The 18,662-nt window shown below is 68.3% G+C and carries 16 protein-coding genes and 3 pseudogenes; 8 read left to right on the top strand and 11 right to left on the bottom strand.

Features of this window, described 5'->3' with window-relative positions:
• The first annotated feature begins 105 nt into the window (after positions 1–105).
• The 3 genes from OG470_RS20600 (at position 106) to OG470_RS20590 (ending at position 2,628) form a co-directional block, all read left to right on the top strand.
• On the top strand, positions 106–960 hold the full coding sequence (locus OG470_RS20600; protein ID WP_328414582.1) for a DUF4253 domain-containing protein: 855 nt from the start codon (positions 106–108) through the stop codon (positions 958–960).
• A 37-nt stretch (positions 961–997) separates the two neighbouring features.
• Entirely contained in the window at positions 998–1,792 is a 795-nt protein-coding gene (locus OG470_RS20595) for a hypothetical protein (RefSeq protein WP_328414580.1), read from the top strand.
• Between the two features lie 194 nt (positions 1,793–1,986).
• Complete coding sequence (locus tag OG470_RS20590) at positions 1,987–2,628, top strand: tetratricopeptide repeat protein (RefSeq protein ID WP_328414578.1); 642 nt, start codon at positions 1,987–1,989, stop codon at positions 2,626–2,628.
• Positions 2,629–2,835: 207 nt separating this feature from the next.
• On the opposite strand, the pseudogene OG470_RS20585 reads toward OG470_RS20590, so the two are convergent.
• The 6 genes and pseudogenes from OG470_RS20585 to OG470_RS20560 form a co-directional block, all read right to left on the bottom strand.
• A pseudogene (locus OG470_RS20585) lies at positions 2,836–3,331 on the bottom strand (DinB family protein).
• A gap of 151 nt (positions 3,332–3,482) precedes the next feature.
• Complete coding sequence (locus tag OG470_RS20580) at positions 3,483–4,007, bottom strand: GNAT family N-acetyltransferase (RefSeq protein WP_328414576.1); 525 nt, start codon at positions 4,005–4,007, stop codon at positions 3,483–3,485.
• A 254-nt stretch (positions 4,008–4,261) separates the two neighbouring features.
• Positions 4,262–4,795, bottom strand: a complete 534-nt coding sequence (locus OG470_RS20575) for a hypothetical protein (RefSeq protein WP_328414574.1) — start codon at positions 4,793–4,795, stop codon at positions 4,262–4,264.
• A gap of 471 nt (positions 4,796–5,266) precedes the next feature.
• Positions 5,267–5,977 (bottom strand): hypothetical protein, encoded by a 711-nt coding sequence (locus OG470_RS20570; RefSeq protein ID WP_328414572.1) that lies wholly within the window; start codon positions 5,975–5,977, stop codon positions 5,267–5,269.
• Between the two features lie 238 nt (positions 5,978–6,215).
• Complete coding sequence (locus OG470_RS20565; RefSeq protein ID WP_328414570.1) at positions 6,216–6,731, bottom strand: SMI1/KNR4 family protein; 516 nt, start codon at positions 6,729–6,731, stop codon at positions 6,216–6,218.
• A 624-nt stretch (positions 6,732–7,355) separates the two neighbouring features.
• Positions 7,356–9,065: an AfsR/SARP family transcriptional regulator gene (locus OG470_RS20560; protein ID WP_328414568.1), complete on the bottom strand. Its 1,710-nt coding sequence runs from the start codon at positions 9,063–9,065 to the stop codon at positions 7,356–7,358.
• A 1,187-nt stretch (positions 9,066–10,252) separates the two neighbouring features.
• Here OG470_RS20560 and OG470_RS20555 point away from each other — a divergent pair.
• On the top strand, positions 10,253–12,190 hold the full coding sequence (locus OG470_RS20555) for a hypothetical protein (RefSeq protein ID WP_328414566.1): 1,938 nt from the start codon (positions 10,253–10,255) through the stop codon (positions 12,188–12,190).
• A pseudogene (locus OG470_RS20550) lies at positions 12,174–12,379 on the top strand (site-specific integrase); the annotation flags it as partial. The gene OG470_RS20555 and the pseudogene OG470_RS20550, both read left to right, overlap by 17 nt.
• Before the next feature lie 364 nt (positions 12,380–12,743).
• Here OG470_RS20550 and OG470_RS20545 read toward each other — a convergent pair.
• The 3 genes from OG470_RS20545 to OG470_RS20535 form a co-directional block, all read right to left on the bottom strand.
• On the bottom strand, positions 12,744–13,355 hold the full coding sequence (locus tag OG470_RS20545) for an NADPH-dependent FMN reductase (protein ID WP_328414564.1): 612 nt from the start codon (positions 13,353–13,355) through the stop codon (positions 12,744–12,746).
• Between the two features lie 195 nt (positions 13,356–13,550).
• The gene (locus tag OG470_RS20540) at positions 13,551–14,015 is read right to left on the bottom strand and encodes a MarR family winged helix-turn-helix transcriptional regulator (protein WP_328414562.1); all 465 of its coding nucleotides are present in this window, start codon (positions 14,013–14,015) and stop codon (positions 13,551–13,553) included.
• 61 nt (positions 14,016–14,076) lie between these two features.
• Positions 14,077–14,991 (bottom strand): NADP-dependent oxidoreductase, encoded by a 915-nt coding sequence (locus OG470_RS20535; RefSeq protein WP_328414560.1) that lies wholly within the window; start codon positions 14,989–14,991, stop codon positions 14,077–14,079.
• Between the two features lie 183 nt (positions 14,992–15,174).
• Here OG470_RS20535 and OG470_RS20530 point away from each other — a divergent pair, with 183 nt between their 5' ends.
• Positions 15,175–16,488: an ISL3 family transposase gene (locus OG470_RS20530; RefSeq protein WP_328426496.1), complete on the top strand. Its 1,314-nt coding sequence runs from the start codon at positions 15,175–15,177 to the stop codon at positions 16,486–16,488.
• 77 nt (positions 16,489–16,565) lie between these two features.
• Here the strand turns inward: OG470_RS20530 and OG470_RS20525 are convergent, their stop codons facing one another.
• A complete protein-coding gene (locus OG470_RS20525) occupies positions 16,566–16,940 on the bottom strand; it encodes a nuclear transport factor 2 family protein (RefSeq protein ID WP_328414558.1) in 375 nt (124 codons plus the stop codon).
• A gap of 69 nt (positions 16,941–17,009) precedes the next feature.
• Here OG470_RS20525 and OG470_RS20520 point away from each other — a divergent pair, with 69 nt between their 5' ends.
• On the top strand, positions 17,010–17,606 hold the full coding sequence (locus OG470_RS20520; RefSeq protein ID WP_328414556.1) for a TetR/AcrR family transcriptional regulator: 597 nt from the start codon (positions 17,010–17,012) through the stop codon (positions 17,604–17,606).
• Positions 17,607–17,831: 225 nt separating this feature from the next.
• On the opposite strand, the gene OG470_RS20515 is transcribed toward OG470_RS20520, so the two are convergent.
• Positions 17,832–18,116, bottom strand: coding sequence for a helix-turn-helix domain-containing protein (locus OG470_RS20515; RefSeq protein ID WP_328414555.1), 285 nt, complete (start codon positions 18,114–18,116; stop codon positions 17,832–17,834).
• Between OG470_RS20515 and OG470_RS37290 the strand changes: the two are divergent.
• Positions 17,998–18,630: pseudogene (locus tag OG470_RS37290) on the top strand (beta-N-acetylglucosaminidase domain-containing protein); the annotation flags it as partial. The gene OG470_RS20515 and the pseudogene OG470_RS37290 overlap by 119 nt on opposite strands.
• Positions 18,631–18,662 lie beyond the last annotated feature (32 nt).

Genomic DNA, 18,662 nt, shown 5'->3' with positions numbered 1-18,662 from the left:
GACAGTCATCCGGTCACGGCGAGGAATCTCTCGACCAGACCTGGGCGGTGCTGCATGTACCCATCTCTACGCCGCGTCGCGTCGATGATCGGAGACACTTTCACCGTGCGAAACGACCTCGACCAGATCGAAGCGGCTTTCGTCGGCACGCCACTGGCCGGCCTGCCGATCGGGCACGGCCCGTCGGGCACCGTCCTCGTCGCCGACGTCGACCCCAATCGCCTGCAGGAGGCCTGGCAGGCTGCCGACGCACTGGTGCCGGTCATCGGACGCCGGCCCGTCATGGTCACCGACGACTTCGACGACACGCTGAGGATCCGGCCCGAGCCCGAGCCGGGTCCGTCGGAGTCGGAGCTGCGTGCGTTCGCCGAGGCCGCGGAGTCTTCCGAACCCTGGCTGGCCTACCGCCACTACAGCGAGGACGACGAGGTCGACGAGGGCGAGGTCGAGTACTACACGCGTGGCATGGCCGGCGTCGACCTGACGGCCCTGGTGTCGGATGTGGTGCTGCCGACTCCGCGCCAGGCGCTGGAGCGGGCGCTGTACGATCGGCTGCTCGCCGACGTCGACCTGTACGCCCGGGTGCTTGGCAGCGTGCGGTTCATGACGCAGACCGACTACTGGTACACGCCTGACAGGGTCCTGCTCATGTTGCTGCCCACCAGCGACGTCCGCAGCTCGGGGTACTGGGTGGACTTTTACGGTGCGCTCACCCGGGAGTACCGGCAGACGCTCGCCGAGGTGCTGGCGCAGTGGCGTCACCGGTGGGACGCCCGCTTGGTCGCGTCGTGGGGCACGATGCTCCAGTTCCAGGTGGGTCGTCGCCCGGCGCCGGGTGACGAGGCGTGGACCGCGGCCGGCCAGCTCAAGGCGCTCGCCCCGAACCTCGACCTGAGCCGGTGGGAGGTCGCCGTTGCCTTGCCCGCCGGTGACGCGTGGTTCGTGCACAACCGACCCTGACAACTCGGACGCAGAGCCTCCGCGAAGGTCTGTCGCGTTGGCTAACGCTCGGTCGGCGGCAGTAGCGGATGTTGTCGCCGGCCTTGCGTCCGCAGGCACCGCCTATGTCAGGATCTTGTGGGTGTATACGCAGGACTGGCTGAACACGGCGGATCGCTTCGCTCCCGGCCGTGAGCTGTTCCGGTCACACCGCAGGTTCCGGCTGTGGGCGCAGACGGTCAGCCACGGCCAACTCCTGCTGCGCTCGCCGCGGTCGTCTGACCACCCAACCCGCATCGACGTGCTGTTCAAGCCCGTGTCAGCGCAGAAGGTCCGCTGGATCTACGACGGGTTGGTGATCCGCTGTCCCAGCGGCGTGGAGCAGGAGCGCATCCAGCAGCAGATGCCCGGTGGCTTGCGAGGCATGGATGATCGGGTATTCGCGCTGGAAACGGCGGACTCGCTGGACTGGGTCGTGGCGATGGCTGTCGGGTGGCACGAGGATGACGACGCCGGCGACATCAGCCGTTTCGTCTGGCTCGACCAAGGCCGAAAGCCGGTGGTGCAGCGGTCATTGGATGGAGCCGACGGCGGCCTCAGTCATGGCCTCGCCTCCTCCTTGGAGGAGGTCGTCGCCGCGGTGCGGGCAGGCCATCGACCAACGGACGTCGCAGACCCGCAGTACGCCTACCTGCACGTCGTCATGGTCAGGACGAGTTGGCCCGGTCAGAGTGGCACCGTTGCGCCCGTCGGGGCGTTCCTCACCCGGCAAGCCGCCGACGACTACCTAACATCGCGGCATCCAGTCGAGGGTGCCGAGTTCTACGTGGAGGCCGTGCCGCTCAGCTTCTAGCGCGGCTCGCACCTTGACCTGCGATCCACCGGCAGTTGCCTGGCGATCGAGCGGCCGGCGGCATGAGCGAGCATTCGACCGGGGCTGGCTAGCCCCCGCCGGGCACTCTAGGCTCCGGGGCCACGGATGCAACCACGAAGGATCCGCGTCGGGCGATACGCAACCGACAGGCGGGTCTGGGAGACGGGGCGGCGATGAGCGGTGAACAACGAATCGAACACGCCCGCCTGCTATACGAGCGGGCCGTCTTCGGCGGCGACGCCGACGCGCTGGGGATCGCCGAGCGGGAGCTGGACGGAGTCGAGGCAGATCTCGCCCTGGCCCGTGGCCGGATCCTTCATGCGCGGTTCCTGAAGGACGGCAACGAAGATCCGCACGAGCTAGCGTTATTCGAGCGTGCGGCGCAGCTGTATCAACTGCTCAGGGACGTGCGCGGCGAGGCGGAGGCGCTGTTCTGGGTCGGCACCTTCCACCAAGTGGTCAGGCGTGACAATGACGGCGCGGTTCCGGCTCTTGCGCGGTCGTACGAGCTGGCGACGCAAGCCGGTGACAAGCTGACGCTGTCGTATGCGGTTCGGCACCTCGGCTTTGCGGACATGGCCGCCGGAGCCGGTAGTGCGGCGCGTGAGCGGTTGGAGGAATCTGTACGGCTTCGCCGGGAGATCGGGTTCTCACCCGGCGTCGCCGCGGGCTTGCTTGCGCTGGCCTACCTGAGCGCCGGAGAGGGGCACCGCGACGACGCGCTGGCGCTGGTCGAGGAGGCGGGCGCGGTCGCCGGGGCCTGCGATGCTTTGGGTGTTCTCCGCTGGGTGGAGGAGGCACGGACGCAGCTGTAGGCGATCGTGATTGCCCGGACAACGCGCGCTCATCGGCACGACCGGACGGTGAGCCGGCGCGTCCACCCTTACTGGGCGTGACGCGCGGTCAGCGGCAGATCCGTGCGTTCCTCACCGTCACTTGGCCGAACCTTCGGACCGGTGGCCCCCGAGCGCCCGACGAGGCTGCCTAGCACCGGACGGCGTGCGAGCCCGAGTCGCGACCTCTCACCGGCCGGTGACATTGTCGATAAGCTCCCGCAGGATGTCGGCGTGACCGGCATGCCGGACGGTCTCACTCGTCATGTGGGCGAGCACCCAGCGAAGCGTACGAGGCGCGTCACCGACCGGCTGCGCGGTGAGAAACGTCGGGGCCAGCGGCTGCGATGATGCGGGCATCGCTTTCGGCGATCGCAGCCCGGTAGCCGGCGATGATCTGGTCCACGGACCGGTCCGGTTCGACCACCATGTCGAAGTCGACGTCGGCGTAGCGCGGGTCGCCGGCGAACGTGTAACCGAACCAGTACCGTTCGGCGTCGGTCAGGTGCTGGACCAGGCCCAGCAGTGTGGTGTCGGAGACGACCAGGCGGCGCCGCAGCTGCTCCTCGTTCAATCCCGCGACCTTCTTCAGCACGCATGATCGAGCGAAGGACAAGAAGGCAAGGGCGGTGTCGAACTCGCCACCGTCGTTGCGCGGCACGGCTTCGCGTTGGGACTCGAGCATGTCCCGACCTTACGCACTGTCGTGACGGGAGGCAGGCGCGGACGTCGTCCGAGCGGCTCCAGACGCCCGCTCATCGGCTTGACCGCGCGATCAGCGGCAGTTGAGGATGCACGTGGGGAGGGCGACCATCGGCGGCACCTGACGACGCACGTCAAGAAACGTCGTCGTTGCACTTGATCATCGCGCAGCGACGGGAAGCATCTAGTCCGGGCAGCGACGCTTCGTGTTGCATCGCGGCTGCCAGCTCGCGTCCGATCTCCGCGCCGGGTAGCTCTCGGTACCCAAGTGTCCGGTAGTAGGGGCCGTTCCAGGGCACGTCGCGAAATGTCGTCAGGGTCGTCGCTGGCCGATCGTTGCGCCTGCCCCATGTCTCGAGGTGCGATATGAGCCGGCGGCCGATGCCCCGCCGAGCGTGAGTGGGAGCTACCGATACCTGTTCTATGTGGGCATTACCGTCCAGCACCCTTGCCACGATGTAGCCGGCGATCTTCCCGTCTTCCTCGGCAACCCAGATCAGCCCTTGCTGCTGACTTCGACTCAGGGCCTGCTGATCGGGGACATGGTCGGCCACCTCTGACATGCCAACCGAGTGAAAGAGCTCGCCAGCCTGGACCTCGAGCAGGGCCAAGTCATCGAGCTCCGACTGTCTTGCCGAACGGATCAGCGGGGAAGCCACATCCTCACCTTTTCATAGAGGCAAGACGGCCTGTCATCGGCATGACCGCGCGGATCGCGGCAGAACAGTGCACCCAGAGTGCTGTTCTAACAGCGGTCAGTGTTCGAAGAGGCGGGATTGCTCGTTGGACCCGCCGATCGGCTGGGGTCCTTCGGCGAGACGGTGAGTGATCTCCAGATCGGGAAGCACGCTTTCGGGCGTCGGCAAGGTGCGCCTCGCTGCGGACGTAGCGACGCGGCAACGTGGTGACGTGCTCAAGCGGGGTCTCTCGCCTGCCGGAACTCAGCAGACCGAGTGGTGGCGAACAGTATGGTCGTGGTCACGCAGCACAGCACGATGAGCACGAGCAGCGTGCACAGCACGGGCCAGTGCCAGGCGGGAAAGTGGTTGCCGACAATGGACTCGCCGTCCGGTTCACCGACCCAGCTGACATTGGTGACCGGGTTGATCGTGAGTGCTCCGAGTCCGCAGCAGATCGTGACCCATGGCGTGGTGATGGCGAGGGCCTTCACCGAACGGCGGTCCTCCAGGACCGCCGCCCCCACGCTCAACAGCGCCACGGCGATCCCGAGTTGTAGCACCGCGCCGAGGACTAGGAAGCCGCGTATCCCAGACCCGTACGTCTCGATGAAGTAGCGATGAGCCCCGGAATCGTGCCGGAGCGCTGTGTCGACGGCCTGGTCAACCGCCACCCAGTTGGCAACGGTGGTGCCGAGGAGGAGAAGCGGGAGTAGTAAGAGAACCACAACCGCCACCACTACCCGAACACGAGGCCCCCCGAGGCTCATGGGACGGCAGCGTACAGGGTGTCAGTAAGACCTTCGATTTCGCAATCGTCCACACCGGGCGCATGGGCTATCCGAGGTACCAGAAGAGTCTTCCGCCCGTGGCCAGCGGTCTCCTCGACACGTCGGAGACTGTATTCTCCGCCAACGGCTGGACCATTCTCAGCTTTCGACTATGTGCGCCGCATAGCGCTGCACCATCTCGGCGAATCCCGCGCGCGGCGGACGCACTGTCATCGGCAGAAGTGCGCACCAGCTGAGTAGCCTGCCGTCACTCCCGGTAAGTAGCGTTCGGATTGCGGCAGATCCGTGCACGTGACCTTGGATGACGCACGGCCGGTGGCGGATGGCGCAGTCGATCGTGTGAGTGTGGCGGCTACTCCTGCGTGGCACCTACGTGGTCGGCCCCGCCGGATAACCGGACCGCTGCGGTGAGCAATCCTCCTCGTGGTCCCCCGGGTGGTCGGCGCCGGATCAGATGCCGAGGGACCTTCGAGTGGCCTGGACGGTGTCGAACAACTTCTCGTAGCAGTCGAAGCCCAGCTCGATGCAGTCCATGTCGACCCCGCAGTCGCGCTGTCGCGCCCGCAGCAGCGACTCATCCGCCACATACACCGGAAAGGTCAGGAAATCGACGTCCGGAACGCGTTCCCGGAGCATGGCGACGTCGTCCTGCACGCCTTCCCTGAACTGAAGCCAACCGTTGAGGTCGTCGTAGACGACCGCGCCGGCGGTGATCCCCTTCGTCCATCCGGTGAAGAGCGCGGCGAGACTGGTGGCGGCACGAGCCGAACCCCAGGCATCGGGGGTGAACTCGTAGCGCCAGATCTCACCCTCGTGGTCGCCCGCGAGCACGAACGTGTAGACGAGGCGCTCGAAGTTGAACAGCCGCACTTGATGCCGCCACGGGAAGGGCGTGCCGATCGATATCGCCAGGGTGTCGAGTTCCTCGCCCCCGTCGGTCGGCCACGGCATGACCCATCCGCCGTTGGGCAGCGGCCGCCGGGGCGGCCATTCCTGCGACTGCAACCAGGTCAGCTGCTCGGCGATGTGGTCCACGTCGAAGAGTCGGTAGACCAGGTCGGGTGGCTGCCCGACGGGCGCTTCGGGGTGATCGGGCCAGTCAAGGCCCGCAGCCGTCGCCGCCGCGCGGTACTCCGCCGCCGCGTCACGCAGGACGCGCATGTCATCGAGCATCACTGAGCTCCCGGCGGTGTGGGCGTCATGCACAGGCTAGCCCCGCCCCGCTGGCGCCTGGCATCCCGGAGACTCGCAGGCGTTGATCGCCTGAACTGTTCTCGGCATGACCGGACGCTGACCGTGGTAGCCGGCCGGGAAGCTGCGTACCGTGCGGATCGCGGCAGATCCGGACGTCGGGCGGAGGCACAACGACGACGCGCCGGCCGTACCGCTCCCGGCGTGCCTACTTGGTTGCAGAGTTGATCAGAGCTGTCAACGCGGGTAGCTCGGCATCGGCGGCGGCGACGAGTGCCTCGACGGGCGGCGGCGCGGTGCCGGTGTGCCGCCGAGCAATAGCGACGAGTTCGGGGATGGGCTCGGGTACGCGGTGGAGACCGTCGACGGTCTCCAGGGGTCCGACACCGTTCGCCAGCAGCCACAGATAGTCACCCAGGTCTCGGGCGATGACCTGTAGTTCGCCTTCCGAACCGAGGAACACGACAGGCTGGATTTCGACTGCGGCGCCCGGCACACGGATCCAGAAGGCAGCCAGCCCGCCGGACCCGTCGCGTCCGAAGACTCGAAACGGTGGGACCCAAGCGGCCGGGTCGCCGGTCCAGTGGCGCCACCACTCGGTGGTCTCAGCGGACCACATGAACACGTCGTCCGGCTGGAAGTCGTGACCGTCGTGTTCCTCGAAGAACCTCGATGCGTGTGCTTCTTTGAGCGCGGGCGGCAGTGTTCGGTCCTCGTCCGTCACGGACGGATTGTACGCAGACGGACACCGCCGCCCTGCCGGCACACCTCACTGGCGATCGCGTTGCCAACAACCCGCCCGGCATCCGCTCTTCGGCAGAAGCGGATGCTGGCGACCCCATCTCCTGTCATCAAGGGTCACGTGCGGTTCCGTCCCCGCTTCTTCGAGGCGCTGGTCAAGGAGATAGCAGGGCGACCGCAGCGCCGGCAACCAGGAACGATCCGAGCGGCAGGAAGGCTCCGGCCACCCGGCGACCCATGCAGCGGAGGCCGAGGCCGATCGCGGTGATAGTCGCATCTCGGCCAGGTCAATGAACACGAGCAGGATCATTCCGCTGCCCACGCGAAGGCGGCCAGCACCCAGCTGGCCGGCCCGACAGCGGGAGGGCGACGGCGGCCAGCACGGTGGCGGTTTCGACCGGTTAACGGGGGCGCGCCGATGCGCAGGCCGCACGAGGTGTAGCGAACTGGCGGGCGGATGGCGTTGATCCAGAGGGGTTGTCCGCATGAGTATGCGGCTCGCCATGGCTGGCTGTCCGGCGCACCTTGCACGCAATCGCCCAGTGGAGGATCGGCACGAGCGCCAGCAGGCGTAGCAAAGGTGCGCGGGGCGGCCTGGCGGGCACGGTCAATTCTCGTCCAGGGTGTTGCGTAGCTGTGTGGCGAGCGCGATTGTGTCTTCCTGCGGTTCGGCGTCGAGGTCGGCGAGGGCTTTGGTCAGGGCGCGTAGCAGGGTGCGGATGCCGTCGGCGTCGCCGAGGGCGTGTCGGGCGTGCATCGCCTTGGTGTAGAGGGCCTCGTTGTAGCGGTCGAGTCCGATGGCCTTGTCGAGTAGGTCGGATGCGGCCTGCGGGTTGCTGTCGAGTAGGTCGTCGGCCAGCAGTAGGTGGGCTTCGGTGCCCCAGCGGCGGACCGTCTCGCGGTGTGGCTGAAGCCACTCGTAGTCCTGACCATCCGCAAGGGGTGCGGTGTAGAGGTCGCAGGCGGCGGTGAGGAGTTGGCGGCGGCGCGGCTCGGTGGCGATGGTGGCGCTGCGCATCAGGTCGCGCAGTGTCCACACGTCGACGTCCACGGTCGCCGGGTCGAGCAGGTACCGTCCGGCGGACTTGATGACGTAGGCGTTCTTCGTCTCAGCGGTGCCGGCGCGGCCGAGGACGTGCCGCAGGTTCGAGGCGTTGGTGTGTACGCGTTGGTCGGCTTGGCTGATGCGGGCGTCGGGTTCGAGGTATTCGCCGATGTCGCGGGTGCCGGCTCCATCTGGGTGGACGGCGAGGTACACCGCCAGTTCCAGGGCTTTGGCGCGGAGCGGCCGGCCTTCCGCCGTGATGCCGTCGATGCGCGGGGTGCCGAGCACGCGCAGCCGCGCCCGTCCCGACACGGCGTCGGCGGTGGGCTTGACGGCGATCGGGGTAGCCGGGTCCGTGGCGGTGGGCGTGATCTCGGTACGGCTGGCGTGCAGGGGCACGATCGTGACCGGCACGGCCGGTGAGGTGATCGCGGGCGGTTCGCCGGTCTGCGCCTCGCGCAGCGTCGTCAGGATCTGCATGGCGGCGGCCGGTTCGAGCACAGGAAGTCTCGGCGGCAGCGGTTCGGCGGACTGCCCGGAGATGAGCGTGGTGTGTCCGTCCGGGGCGACCTCGACGGTGGCGCCGTGGGCCCATTCGCCGAGCAGCAGCGCGGACACGTGCAGACCTTCACCCAAGGCGAGGGCAACCTTGGCGCGCATGCGGGCACTCGCGGGCGGGGTCTCGGCGATGAGCATGACCGGCGGTAGCGCTTCCTCGTCGGGCACCGTCCGCCGCAGCTCGTCCAAGTCGGTCAGGGCGTGTTCGTCGAGGATGCGGCTGCGGTGCAGCAGCCGGGACTCGATCACGGTGAGCGCGTCGTCAATGCTGTGGGTCACGTGCAGGCGCGGCCATGGGTTGAGGGTCACCACGTCCGGGCCGAGCAGCGTATTCAAGCTGGCGGCGTCGATGACGACCTCGCCGCGGGCGTCGGGGTGGTGCGGGCCGCCGGAGGCCAGCACGGCGACGAGGGCGGCGCGGGCGGCAGCGGGCGCGCCGTCGCCGACGACTCCGCATCCGCCGGTCGGCAGTGACGCGAGCTCGGGTACGAGAGCGAGCGGCGGGCCGTCGCCGCTGCTCGCATTCGACGGCTCAAGATGGCGGGCGGCCACGGCACGGCGGACCTGGACCACCGGCGGAGGCAGCTCGGTGGGCGGATCAGCGTCAGGCTCGCCGTTGTATCGACGGCGGCGTTGGAGCCAGACCATTGCGGCGGCGGCGCTGATGGCGGCAGCGAGCGACCAGGGCAGCCAACCGGAGTCCGACAGATCCACACCCCGGTCATCTGTGGCCGCCGTAGGGCTGTGCGTGACGGGCGGCGGCGCCGCAAGGTTGGAGGCCCCGGACGACGGCGCTGGCGACGAAACGGACCCGCTTGGGGCTGCCGACCGCGTGGTGGTGGGAACGGCAGCTGGTTGCTCGGGCGCGGGCGGCGGCACGGCGGGATCGGGCTGATCCGGTGCGGCACTCGGCGATAAGGGCGGTGTCGCAGGCCGACCCGACCGGGGCGTGGGGGGCGTCGCTCGTCTGGCGGTTTGTGGTGGGCGGGCATCGGCAGGTAGGCGAAGCTCCCAGCCGGGGTAGATGAGGTCGCAGTCACGCAGGACACCGCCGACAGGAAAATGGCGGTGCTTGTTCAGGCGGCAGACCTCCGGCCACCGACCCGCATCACCGAGCCACTCCTTCGCGACCTTGGACAAGGTGTCGTGTCGCTCGACGGTGTAGAGGTAGCGCTGGTCGGCCACGTGGATGACGGCGGGCCCACGGGCCGTGGCTTGCCGGGGAACATCGGCGCGCTCGGTCGCGGCGACGGGTGTAGCCGGCCGATCCGAAGGCACCGCCGCGTCGAGGGAGCCGGCGGGGGTGACGGCGAGCGCGGCGGTGCCGGCCAAACCGAACACGAGCCGGTGCAACGGGGCAGGCAGCCTGAGTATGGGGATGCGCCAGCGGGTCACCGCCCCGAGGATCTCGGCGAGCAGGAGCAATGTGAACACGCCCCACAGCAGCCACATCGCCCAGACGGCCGCACCGATGAGGAAGTCCGGGGTGAACCGTCCGCTAGAGCGCTCGAACCAGTCTGGGATCTGCGACCAGGCCGGCAGCCGGCGGAGAGGGTTCCCACCCGTAGCCCACAGCAGTGCCGGAACGGCGACGAAGAAGAGGCCGGCACCGATGACGCCGCGAACAGCCCCCACTATGGACGGCCGCGCGCGGCGCGGCAGCGAATCGGGTGGAACGCGGACGGTGGCTCGTGCACCGTACTCGGCAAGTCTGTCGCCTCTGCCCCGGCGCGTCTGCGGCACCTGTCCCCCTGCGATTGATCCTCGATCTTCTCCGAATACACGAGCGTGAGTGTCTCCGGCTATCCCGTCGAAAGGATTCTCACCATCTGCGCACAAAGAGTCACGTTCAGCGGATCACGGTTGACACCCGCTCGCCCTCACGGGCGAGACTGCCCCTCATGCCAAGCGGGGGCACCGTGTTGTCGATCGACCTAAGTTCGTCGGCCATCGCGGCCACTGTCAGCCGTTACGGCCTGAAGATCCCCATCCTCATCGACGGTCGCCTCGTCATGCCGCCTGGCGCCGCCATCGGCCCCGCAGGGGAGATCTACCTCGGTCTCGACACCACGGCCGCGATGTCTCTGCCGGCAGACCATCGCTTCGTCGATAACCCGACTGACCTCCTCGGCCGGCCCACCAACGCCGCAGTTGGGGCGCAACCCGACCCGGTGGATCTGCTCGCCGCCGTGCTGCGGCACGTCACCCATCATGCTGCCGTCCAAGTCAACGGGCCGATCACCGCGCTCACCGTGACCGTTCCGCCGAGCTGGGGTCCACGCCGCTGCGGACACGTCAGCGAGGCAGCAAACCGCGCGGGATTTCCACCTCCCGCCCTGGTCACCGCACCCGCCGCCCTCGCCGCCTACGCCACGACGCTCGGCGTCACCGTGCCGACAGGCTCCTGCGTGCTCATATGTCAGGCAGACCCCGAACCGGCGATCCTCACCGTCCTGCAGACCGTCGCCGACGGCTACCGCGAACTGGCAACACAGCAGATCAATCTCGACCGAGGCCTCGACCACCACATCGCCCAACACATCATCCGGACGGCAACCGCCGACTCCGACCCGCTCCGAGCGGTGACGACCGCGCCCAGTACCAACGAAGCAGACTGCGGACCTGCCCTCCTGGAATCTGTCCGGACCGCCAGGCGTCTACTCGCGACCCAAGACCAAGCGCCGATCCTGCTACCCGCGCCCCGCCAACCCGCCGTCATCACCCGCGACGACGTCACGGTCGCCGCACAGCCCCTCCTCGACCAGATCCCCGGCGCAGTCGACGAACTCCTCGACGCAGCCGACATCGACAAAACGCACCTCGCTAACGTCATCCTCAGGCCCGCCCTCGGCGTGCCCACGCTGGCCGAAGCCCTCACCGCAGCCGCCGGCATCACCCCTACGCTCATCGACCACCCCCACGCCCTCGCTGACGGGGCCCTCTCCCTCACCACCACCCACCAACCAGGACCCGCAGCCGCCGCACGGCTACCCCGCGTCCGCCTACGCGTCGGCGACCTCACCGGCGCCCTACTCCTCGGTGCCTGTTCCCTGGCCCTGCTCCTGCAAGCCGTGCTCACCGCCGACATCTCCACCTACAGCACCTGGGTCGTCGGCGTCCGCACCTCGCTACCGCAACTCGGCGCCGCCGGCGCACTCGTCATGCTCACTGCATTCGCCGTGGCGCACCTCGCACCCACCACCTGGCTCGCCGGAACATCCGCCGCCTCAACGCCCGAACCCACAACAGGCAGCCTCATCCGACGCGGATACCTGACCGCCGCCGTCGGCGGCGCCATCACCGCCGCGCTCTACGGCCTCGCCACCGGCACCGCCGTCAGATTCGACTACACCCCCTACCTGAAATGGACCCTCGGCGCGGCCCTGCCGCTGGCCGCGTGCGCCGCCCTCGTCGCTGCCACCGCGCCCCGCATTTCCGCTGACGACCTACCCAGCTGGCTCGCGATGGCCCGTCCCGCCATCACCCACGCGATCACCGCCACCGCGGGTATCTACCTCATGCGCGCAGCACTCACCCTCACGACGCCCATCCACACGAACAACATCGCCGGCATCGCCGGCAGCATTGGCGCAGCCCTTCTCGGCGTAGCCACCGCCCTAACCATGAGCCGGAGCCGCACGATCCGCGCCATCACCGCACCCGGCCTCGCCATCGGCTACGCCCTCGTATTCACCGTCGACACCACCAGCGCCCTCATCGTCGGCTACCTTGCCGCCCTCACCTGGTGGGGCATCCGACTCACCGGACACACCCTGCGGCTCGCCTTCGCCCAGTCTGGAACAGCGCTGGGCCGCGTCACTGACCGTCCGGGCGGCTGAAAGGACGACCCGCGACTGGCAGCGACCAATCCCCGGCAAGCCCGGACCTCGGCACACCGACGACTGGCCGACATCGTCGACCTCATGCTCGCCACCGGCGCTCACATCGGTGAGATCCTCGCCCTGCGCTGGGAGGACCTAGACGTCGCCGCCGAACGTCCCACCCTGACGATCTGCGGCACACTGGTATCGCCAGCACAATGACAGCCAACAGCTCCACAAGCTGCTCCCACCGCTTGCGGTAGCGCCCCGGCGATCATCACGGCGCTCTCGGAGGCCGGGCTGCCGCCCCGGGACGTGGTCCGCGCGGCGCAGGCACTCATCGCGTACCTGGCGGCGGGCTGGGCGACCACTGCCCACGCCTCACCGGTCAGTGCCACGACGAGCGCCGACAGGACCGCGCCGCGACGGGACACGTTTCTCATTGCCGGTTCTTGCCCGACCTGCCGGTGGGTAGCCCGGCGTCGCCGGTCGTCTGCCTTATCGTTGCGTCCGACACGCGTAGCACTCACCCGAGGCGCGACGATCGTGCAGTAGCCGTCGGCGGCGAGCATTAGGCGATGTATGGGTGGGCCGTCCTGGCGTCGCGCAGTGCGTGAGCCCACCAGACGAGCTGGTCGAGCATGGTTTTCGCGGCCTCGTTGCAACCGGCCGGTTCGGTTGGCATCCCTTCGCCGTCGAACTGGTTCCAGGCGCTGTGAAAGCTGACAGTGGCACGGATGGTTACCGCGTGAAGCTCGGCGAAGACCACGCGGAGTTGCTCGACGGCGCGGAGGCCGCCAGCAAGACCGCCGTACGACACGAACCCGACCGGCTTGGCGTGCCACTCCTCGTTGTGCCAGTCGATGAAGTTTTTCAGCGACGCCGGGAAGCTGTGGTTGTACTCCGGGGTGACCACGACAAACGCGTCGGCCGAGGCTAGCTGCGGCGTCACCCTCGCCAGCACGCGGGCCGTCTCCGGTGCCGGTGGCTCCCCGAACGCCGGGAAGGTCAATGGCAGCCCGACCTCAACGGGGTCCACGACGTCGACGCTCAAGTTTGGGCGATTCGCGGTCTGGCCAACGAACCAGGTCGCGACGGTCGTACCGAACCGGCCTTCCCGGACGCTGCCGACGATCACGGCGAGCCTGAACCGTTTAGGGCTTCCGGCGGCGCTTTCAAGCATGATGGACTTCCCATTCGAGTGCGTGGGTAGTGTCGGAGCCGGCTTCCAGAAGGTGCGGCGGATCGGGGACGGCTGCCAAGGGTCGCACCTCGCAAAGGCCTGGGCGTCCTCGCCAAGCGGGCCACCGGAGGCCAGTGGCCACGAGCGATGAAGGGGGCAAGGCCCTGCTGGTCGCAACCAGGACGTTGCTTCAACCTACGATGCGTCCGGGTCGCCGCCGACATTTTTGATCATGCGGCGCAGCACCTTCAGTGTGGTCACGTAGTTAGCATCGTCGATATCGTCGTGAATGCGTGTCCGTACGGTTGGTGCGTGCTCCTTCACGCGGGCGTGTCCCTTCTCTCCAGCCTCGGTGATCCACAGTCGATGATCCGCATCTCGCGTGATCCAGCCGCGCCCAAGGAGGTCGGCGGCGTCGGACTCCAGGTCGTCGCCGTCGTCCAGGTAGGCCCGCATCCTGTCGGTCAGCTCCGTGAGGGTCAGGCCTCGGCCGTCTGGCGACAGGTCGTTCGCGCACAGATGACGCAGCAGCCAGTACTGCGGCTGGGAGAGGCCGAGGGGGGCCAACTGGCCTCGTATGTAGGCGATGATCGCCCGGTGGGCAGCTCCGGACCAGTAGCCGATTGGTTGTGCGGCCAGTTCGGCGTCGGTGTTCTCCATGCTCTGTCCTTGCTGTCTTGCCGGACCTCGTCCGGCGATTTCGTACTGGGTGGCGGCCGAATCAGTCGACGAGGATCACGATCTTGCCGCGGCTGTTGCCGGCCTTGTAGGCCCTGAGCGCGTCGGCCGCCCGGAACAGCGGGAACGTCTCACGGACGTGGACAGTCAGCTTGCCCTGGGCGTACAGGTCAGCGAGTTCGGCTAACCGGGCCGCCGAGCGTTTGTGCGGGTTGGTGCGGATGCCGAGTTCCCGTGCCCGCCCGTGCTCGACCAGGGTGAGGATGCGGCCTCGGTCCTTGACGAACTCGAGGGTGGCGTCGAGGGCGTCGCCCCCGACTCCGTCCAGGGACGCGTCTACCCCCTTGGGTGCCAGGGCCCGCACTCGACCCGCGAACCCGTCGACGTAGGCGACGGGGAGAGCGCCGAGGGAACGCAGGTAGTCGTGTTGTGCTTCGCGGGCCGCGGCGATCACCGTCGCGCCCCAGAGACGGGCCAACTGCACCGCGATGGTGCCGACGGCCCCGGCAGCGCCGTGGATCAACACGGTTTCGCCCGTGCCCACACCCAATTCCTGCAACGCGACGTGGGCGTTCAGCGCCCCGGCGGGAAAGCCGCCCGCCACGTCCCAAGGCATGTTGTGGGGCTTGCCGGTGATCTGGTCGGCGGGAACCACCAGATCTTCGGCGTAGCAGTTGAGCTGGCCGTAGCCGAGGACCTCGTCCCCGGGTGAGAAACCGGTTACTCCCTCACCAACACTGTCCACGAGTCCGGCGAACTCGTTGCCAGGTATCCGCGGAAAGCCGGGGTTCACCCCGGCAGGGATCCAGCCCTCCACCACCGCGACGTCGTACGGCTGCACACCGGCGGCCTTGACGCGGATACGCACCTGTCCCGGCCCAGCCTGCGGTCCCTCCACGTCGATCAGCTGCAGAACCTCCGGGCCGCCCGGCTCAAAGAACCCGATCGCCTTGCTCACCTTGAGCTCCTTTCGTCACCGATCACGACGTTAGGGGCCAGTGGCATCGGGGCTCTACGAACCTAGCGGGGGTCCGCCGGTCCGGTAGCTGTCGTGTGTGGACCCCGACGTGAGGGTGCCCGTGGCCCTCAGTGATCATGCGTGTTGTCTAGGCAAGCCGATCACAACAGAAGAGCCACGGGCATGGTTGACGATACTTCCCGGTTGCTGGGCTTGGACGGCCTGGCTGTCGTCGGAGTAGAAGACGGGCCGGACGGGCCCATTGTTCAGGTAGTCACCGCTGACGAGAACGCCCGAAACTGCCCCGAGTGCGGAACCAGGGCACGGAGGTCGAAGGGGCGACGGGTGACCCGCCCACGGGACCTGCCGGTGGGCGGCAGACGGCCGCAGCTGGTGTGGACCAAGCGGCGGTGGCGATGTGACCAGCCCGAGTGCCGACGCCGGTCGTTTACCGAGGCGATACGGCAGGTGCCGGCGCGGCACCGGTTGACGACCCGGCTGAGGGCCGCCGCAGGCGCGGCGGTGGCCGACGGCGGCCGAACGATCATGCAATCAGCGCGCGATCACGACGTGTCGTGGCCGGTGGCCGCGTCAGCGTTCACCACTCACGCCAAGGCGGTGCTGCCGTCCGAGCCTGGGCCGGTGTGGGCGTTGGGTATCGACGAGATCCGCCGAGGCCGTCCCCAGTTCGAGTGGGACGAGACCACCAACACGTGGCGCACCACGGTCGACCGGTGGCACGTCGGCTTCGTGGACCTCGCGGGCGGCCAAGGTCTGCTCGGGCAGGTCGAAGGCCGCACCGCCCAGGCGGTCATCGACTGGCTGGCCGACCGTGATCCGGCTTGGCGAGCGCAGATTCGCTACGTCGCGATCGACATGTCCACGATTTTCAAGTCCGCGGTGAGGCGGGCGCTGCCGCACGCCATCCTGATCGTCGACCACTTCCACCTCGTTCAACTGGCCAACCAGGCCGTCACCGAGGCCCGCCGTCGCGTCACCGTGCAGCAACGTGGCCGACGCGGCCGCAAAGGCAACCGGGAATGGGAACTGCGCAATCGGCTCACCCGCTCCGCCGCACGGATGCGGGGCGAGCACGTCGATGCCCTGGTCGATGACCTGTCCGCCTTACCGACGCCGATCAGCGCCCCGATCCTGGCCGCGTGGAACGCCAAGGAAGACCTCCTCGACCTGCTCGCCACCGCAAGCACCCACCCCGACCGCGAACAGATCTGCCGGCTGTTGTATCGGTTCTACCGCCAGTGCGCCGAAGCCGACGTGCCCGAGCTCGAGCGCCTCGCCACCACCGTCGAAGTGTGGTGGCCGCAGATTCTCGCGTTCCTGCACGCCGGCATCACCAACGCCGGCTCCGAAGGCACCAACCGAGTGATCAAAACCGTGGCCCGCGACGCCTACGGCTTCCGCAACCCCAACAACCAGCGCTTACGCACCCGCTGCGCCACCACCCGCAAAGCCCGCGGACACCTCAACGCCCGGTAAGCCAGAGCCCCAATTGGGCGGGCACGAACCTCACTGAGGTCATCAGCGTCGAGGCGCCGCTTGACGTACCTGTGGAACTATTCGGATGGGATCGTCCGGGTGGCTTGGATGGCCCGGCGCAGCCGACCGTCGGCAGCCAACTCCCCGAACATGTAGATCTCCGTAGTGATGGTGCCGCCCTTACGTAGCTCCGCGATGAGCCGGTACCGGGCGGCGACATGGTCGCCGTCCACCAGCGCCTGCTCCACCTCGACACGGAGACCAGCTGCCCGTTTGCGGGCCGGACGGATGTGATCCAGCAGCCGCTTCCGGTCCAGCAGCACGCCGTCGTTGACCAGCTCATAGTCCGGCGTGTGGTAGCGGTCAAGCACAGTCGCCGGATCCTCGTCGCCCAGCCCCGCTTCCTGCGGATAGTGGATTAGATAGCTGGTCAGATCGGTACGGGGCGTCATTTGATCTCCCTGAATCGCCTTATCTTTGACAGGGTGTCTACCATAATGCCGGGCGGTAGATTAGACAACATGTCAGAGATAACGGGTGGTCGGCGCCGGCGGCGGCGTTCGGACGCCGAGCGCAGCGCCGCCGCTGTACTCGACGCCGCCGTCCAGGTGCTCGGTCGGCATCCGGACGCGAAGGTGGAACAGGTCGCTGCCGCAGCTGGCGTCACCCGCCAAACCGTTTACGCCCACTACCCGTCCCGGCCGCTGCTGGTGGCCGCGGTCATCGACCACATCACCGCCGAAGCCGTTGCCGCCCTCGACGCCGCCGACGTTGACAGCGGCACCGTCACCGAGGCGCTGATGCGCTGGCTGGACGTCACCTGGCGGCTGTTCGACCGGTACCCGCTGCTCCTGCACCCGTCGGCGACCGCCGTTAACCAGGCGGACTCCGAACGTCAGCATGCCGCAGTCAACGAGCGTCTGGAGCGGCTGATCAGGCGCGGCCAGGCCACCGGCGAGTTCGACGGCACCCTCAGCCCGGCCTGGTTGGTCTCCGCGACCATCGCGCTCGGACATGCGGCCGGCGGCGAAGTCGCCGCCGGCCGCATGACCACCGCGCAGACCGCGGCAGCGCTACGCCACAGCATCCTGCGCCTCTACGGCGCCCGCGAGCCCTGATCAGCGACGGTCTCCTGCCACTCCCGGGTCCACTCGATGTTCACCGGTGCACCCAGCCCGCCAGCACACGAACCTCAATGCTGCGGTCGAGAGGCCACGGGCCGCCGCTCACGCCAAGGCCCGGCCGCGACGGTTACCGAAGCCCGCGACAGATAGCTGCAGAACTGGCTGACCCCGTTAACTTCGCAGAGCCGGCATCGGGCCGAATCCGTGGCGCCACGGTAGTCACCACCGGAATCGGGCGAGTTCGGTCCGGGAACCGACCCCGAGCTTGGGATAGGCCTTGTAAAGGTGGTACTCGACGGTCCGGTGGCTGAGGAACATCTGCGCGGCGATGTCGCGGTTGCTCACCCCCTCGGCTGCGAGCCGGACGATCTGCAACTCCTGCGGCGTGAGACGGCCAAGCGCGTCTTGCCCAGCGGTCCTGGCCGGCGCGGCATCCCCGGAAGCACGCAACTCGGCCCGGGCCCGCTGCGGGGCGCGGTCGTTCGCGATCCCGTTGGACCACATCAGCTACACGACGTGGAAATGCCCGCAGGACGCGGCCGTGTTCGGCTCCGGCGGTGGCGCGGCCGGCGCGGCGCAGGCGTTCCTGCTCAACCGGGTGCAGCGGGACTTCGTCGCCACCCACCCGGGCGCCGAGCGGCTGCAGATGGTGCCGACGGAGTACTACGACGTCGGCGACTCGCCGTACAAGACGGCGCTGCGGACGAAGTTGGACTCGGCGGTCATCGTCGAGTGGACCGGTGTGGGGGTGGTCGCCCCGGTCATCACCGCCGCACAGGCCAGGAGCGCGCGGGACGTCTTCGGCCACGACATCCTGGTGTGGGACAACTACCCGGTCAACGACTACGTGGCCGACCGGCTGCTGCTCGGCCCGTACGTCGGCCGGGCGCCCGGTGTCGAGCAGCACCTCGTCGGCGTGACCGCCAACCCGATGAACCAGGCCGAGGCGTCGAAGATCGCGGAGTTCACCTCGGGCGCGTTCTTCTGGAACCCGAGGGCGTACGACCCGGCGGCGGCATGGTCGGCGGCGCTGCGCGACCTCGGCGGCGC

The sequence above is a fragment of the Micromonospora sp. NBC_00389 genome (assembly GCF_036059255.1).
Classification (GTDB): domain Bacteria; phylum Actinomycetota; class Actinomycetes; order Mycobacteriales; family Micromonosporaceae; genus Micromonospora.
Note: the sequence above shows the minus strand (reverse complement) of the source record. Positions and strands in the feature narration are given on the sequence as shown.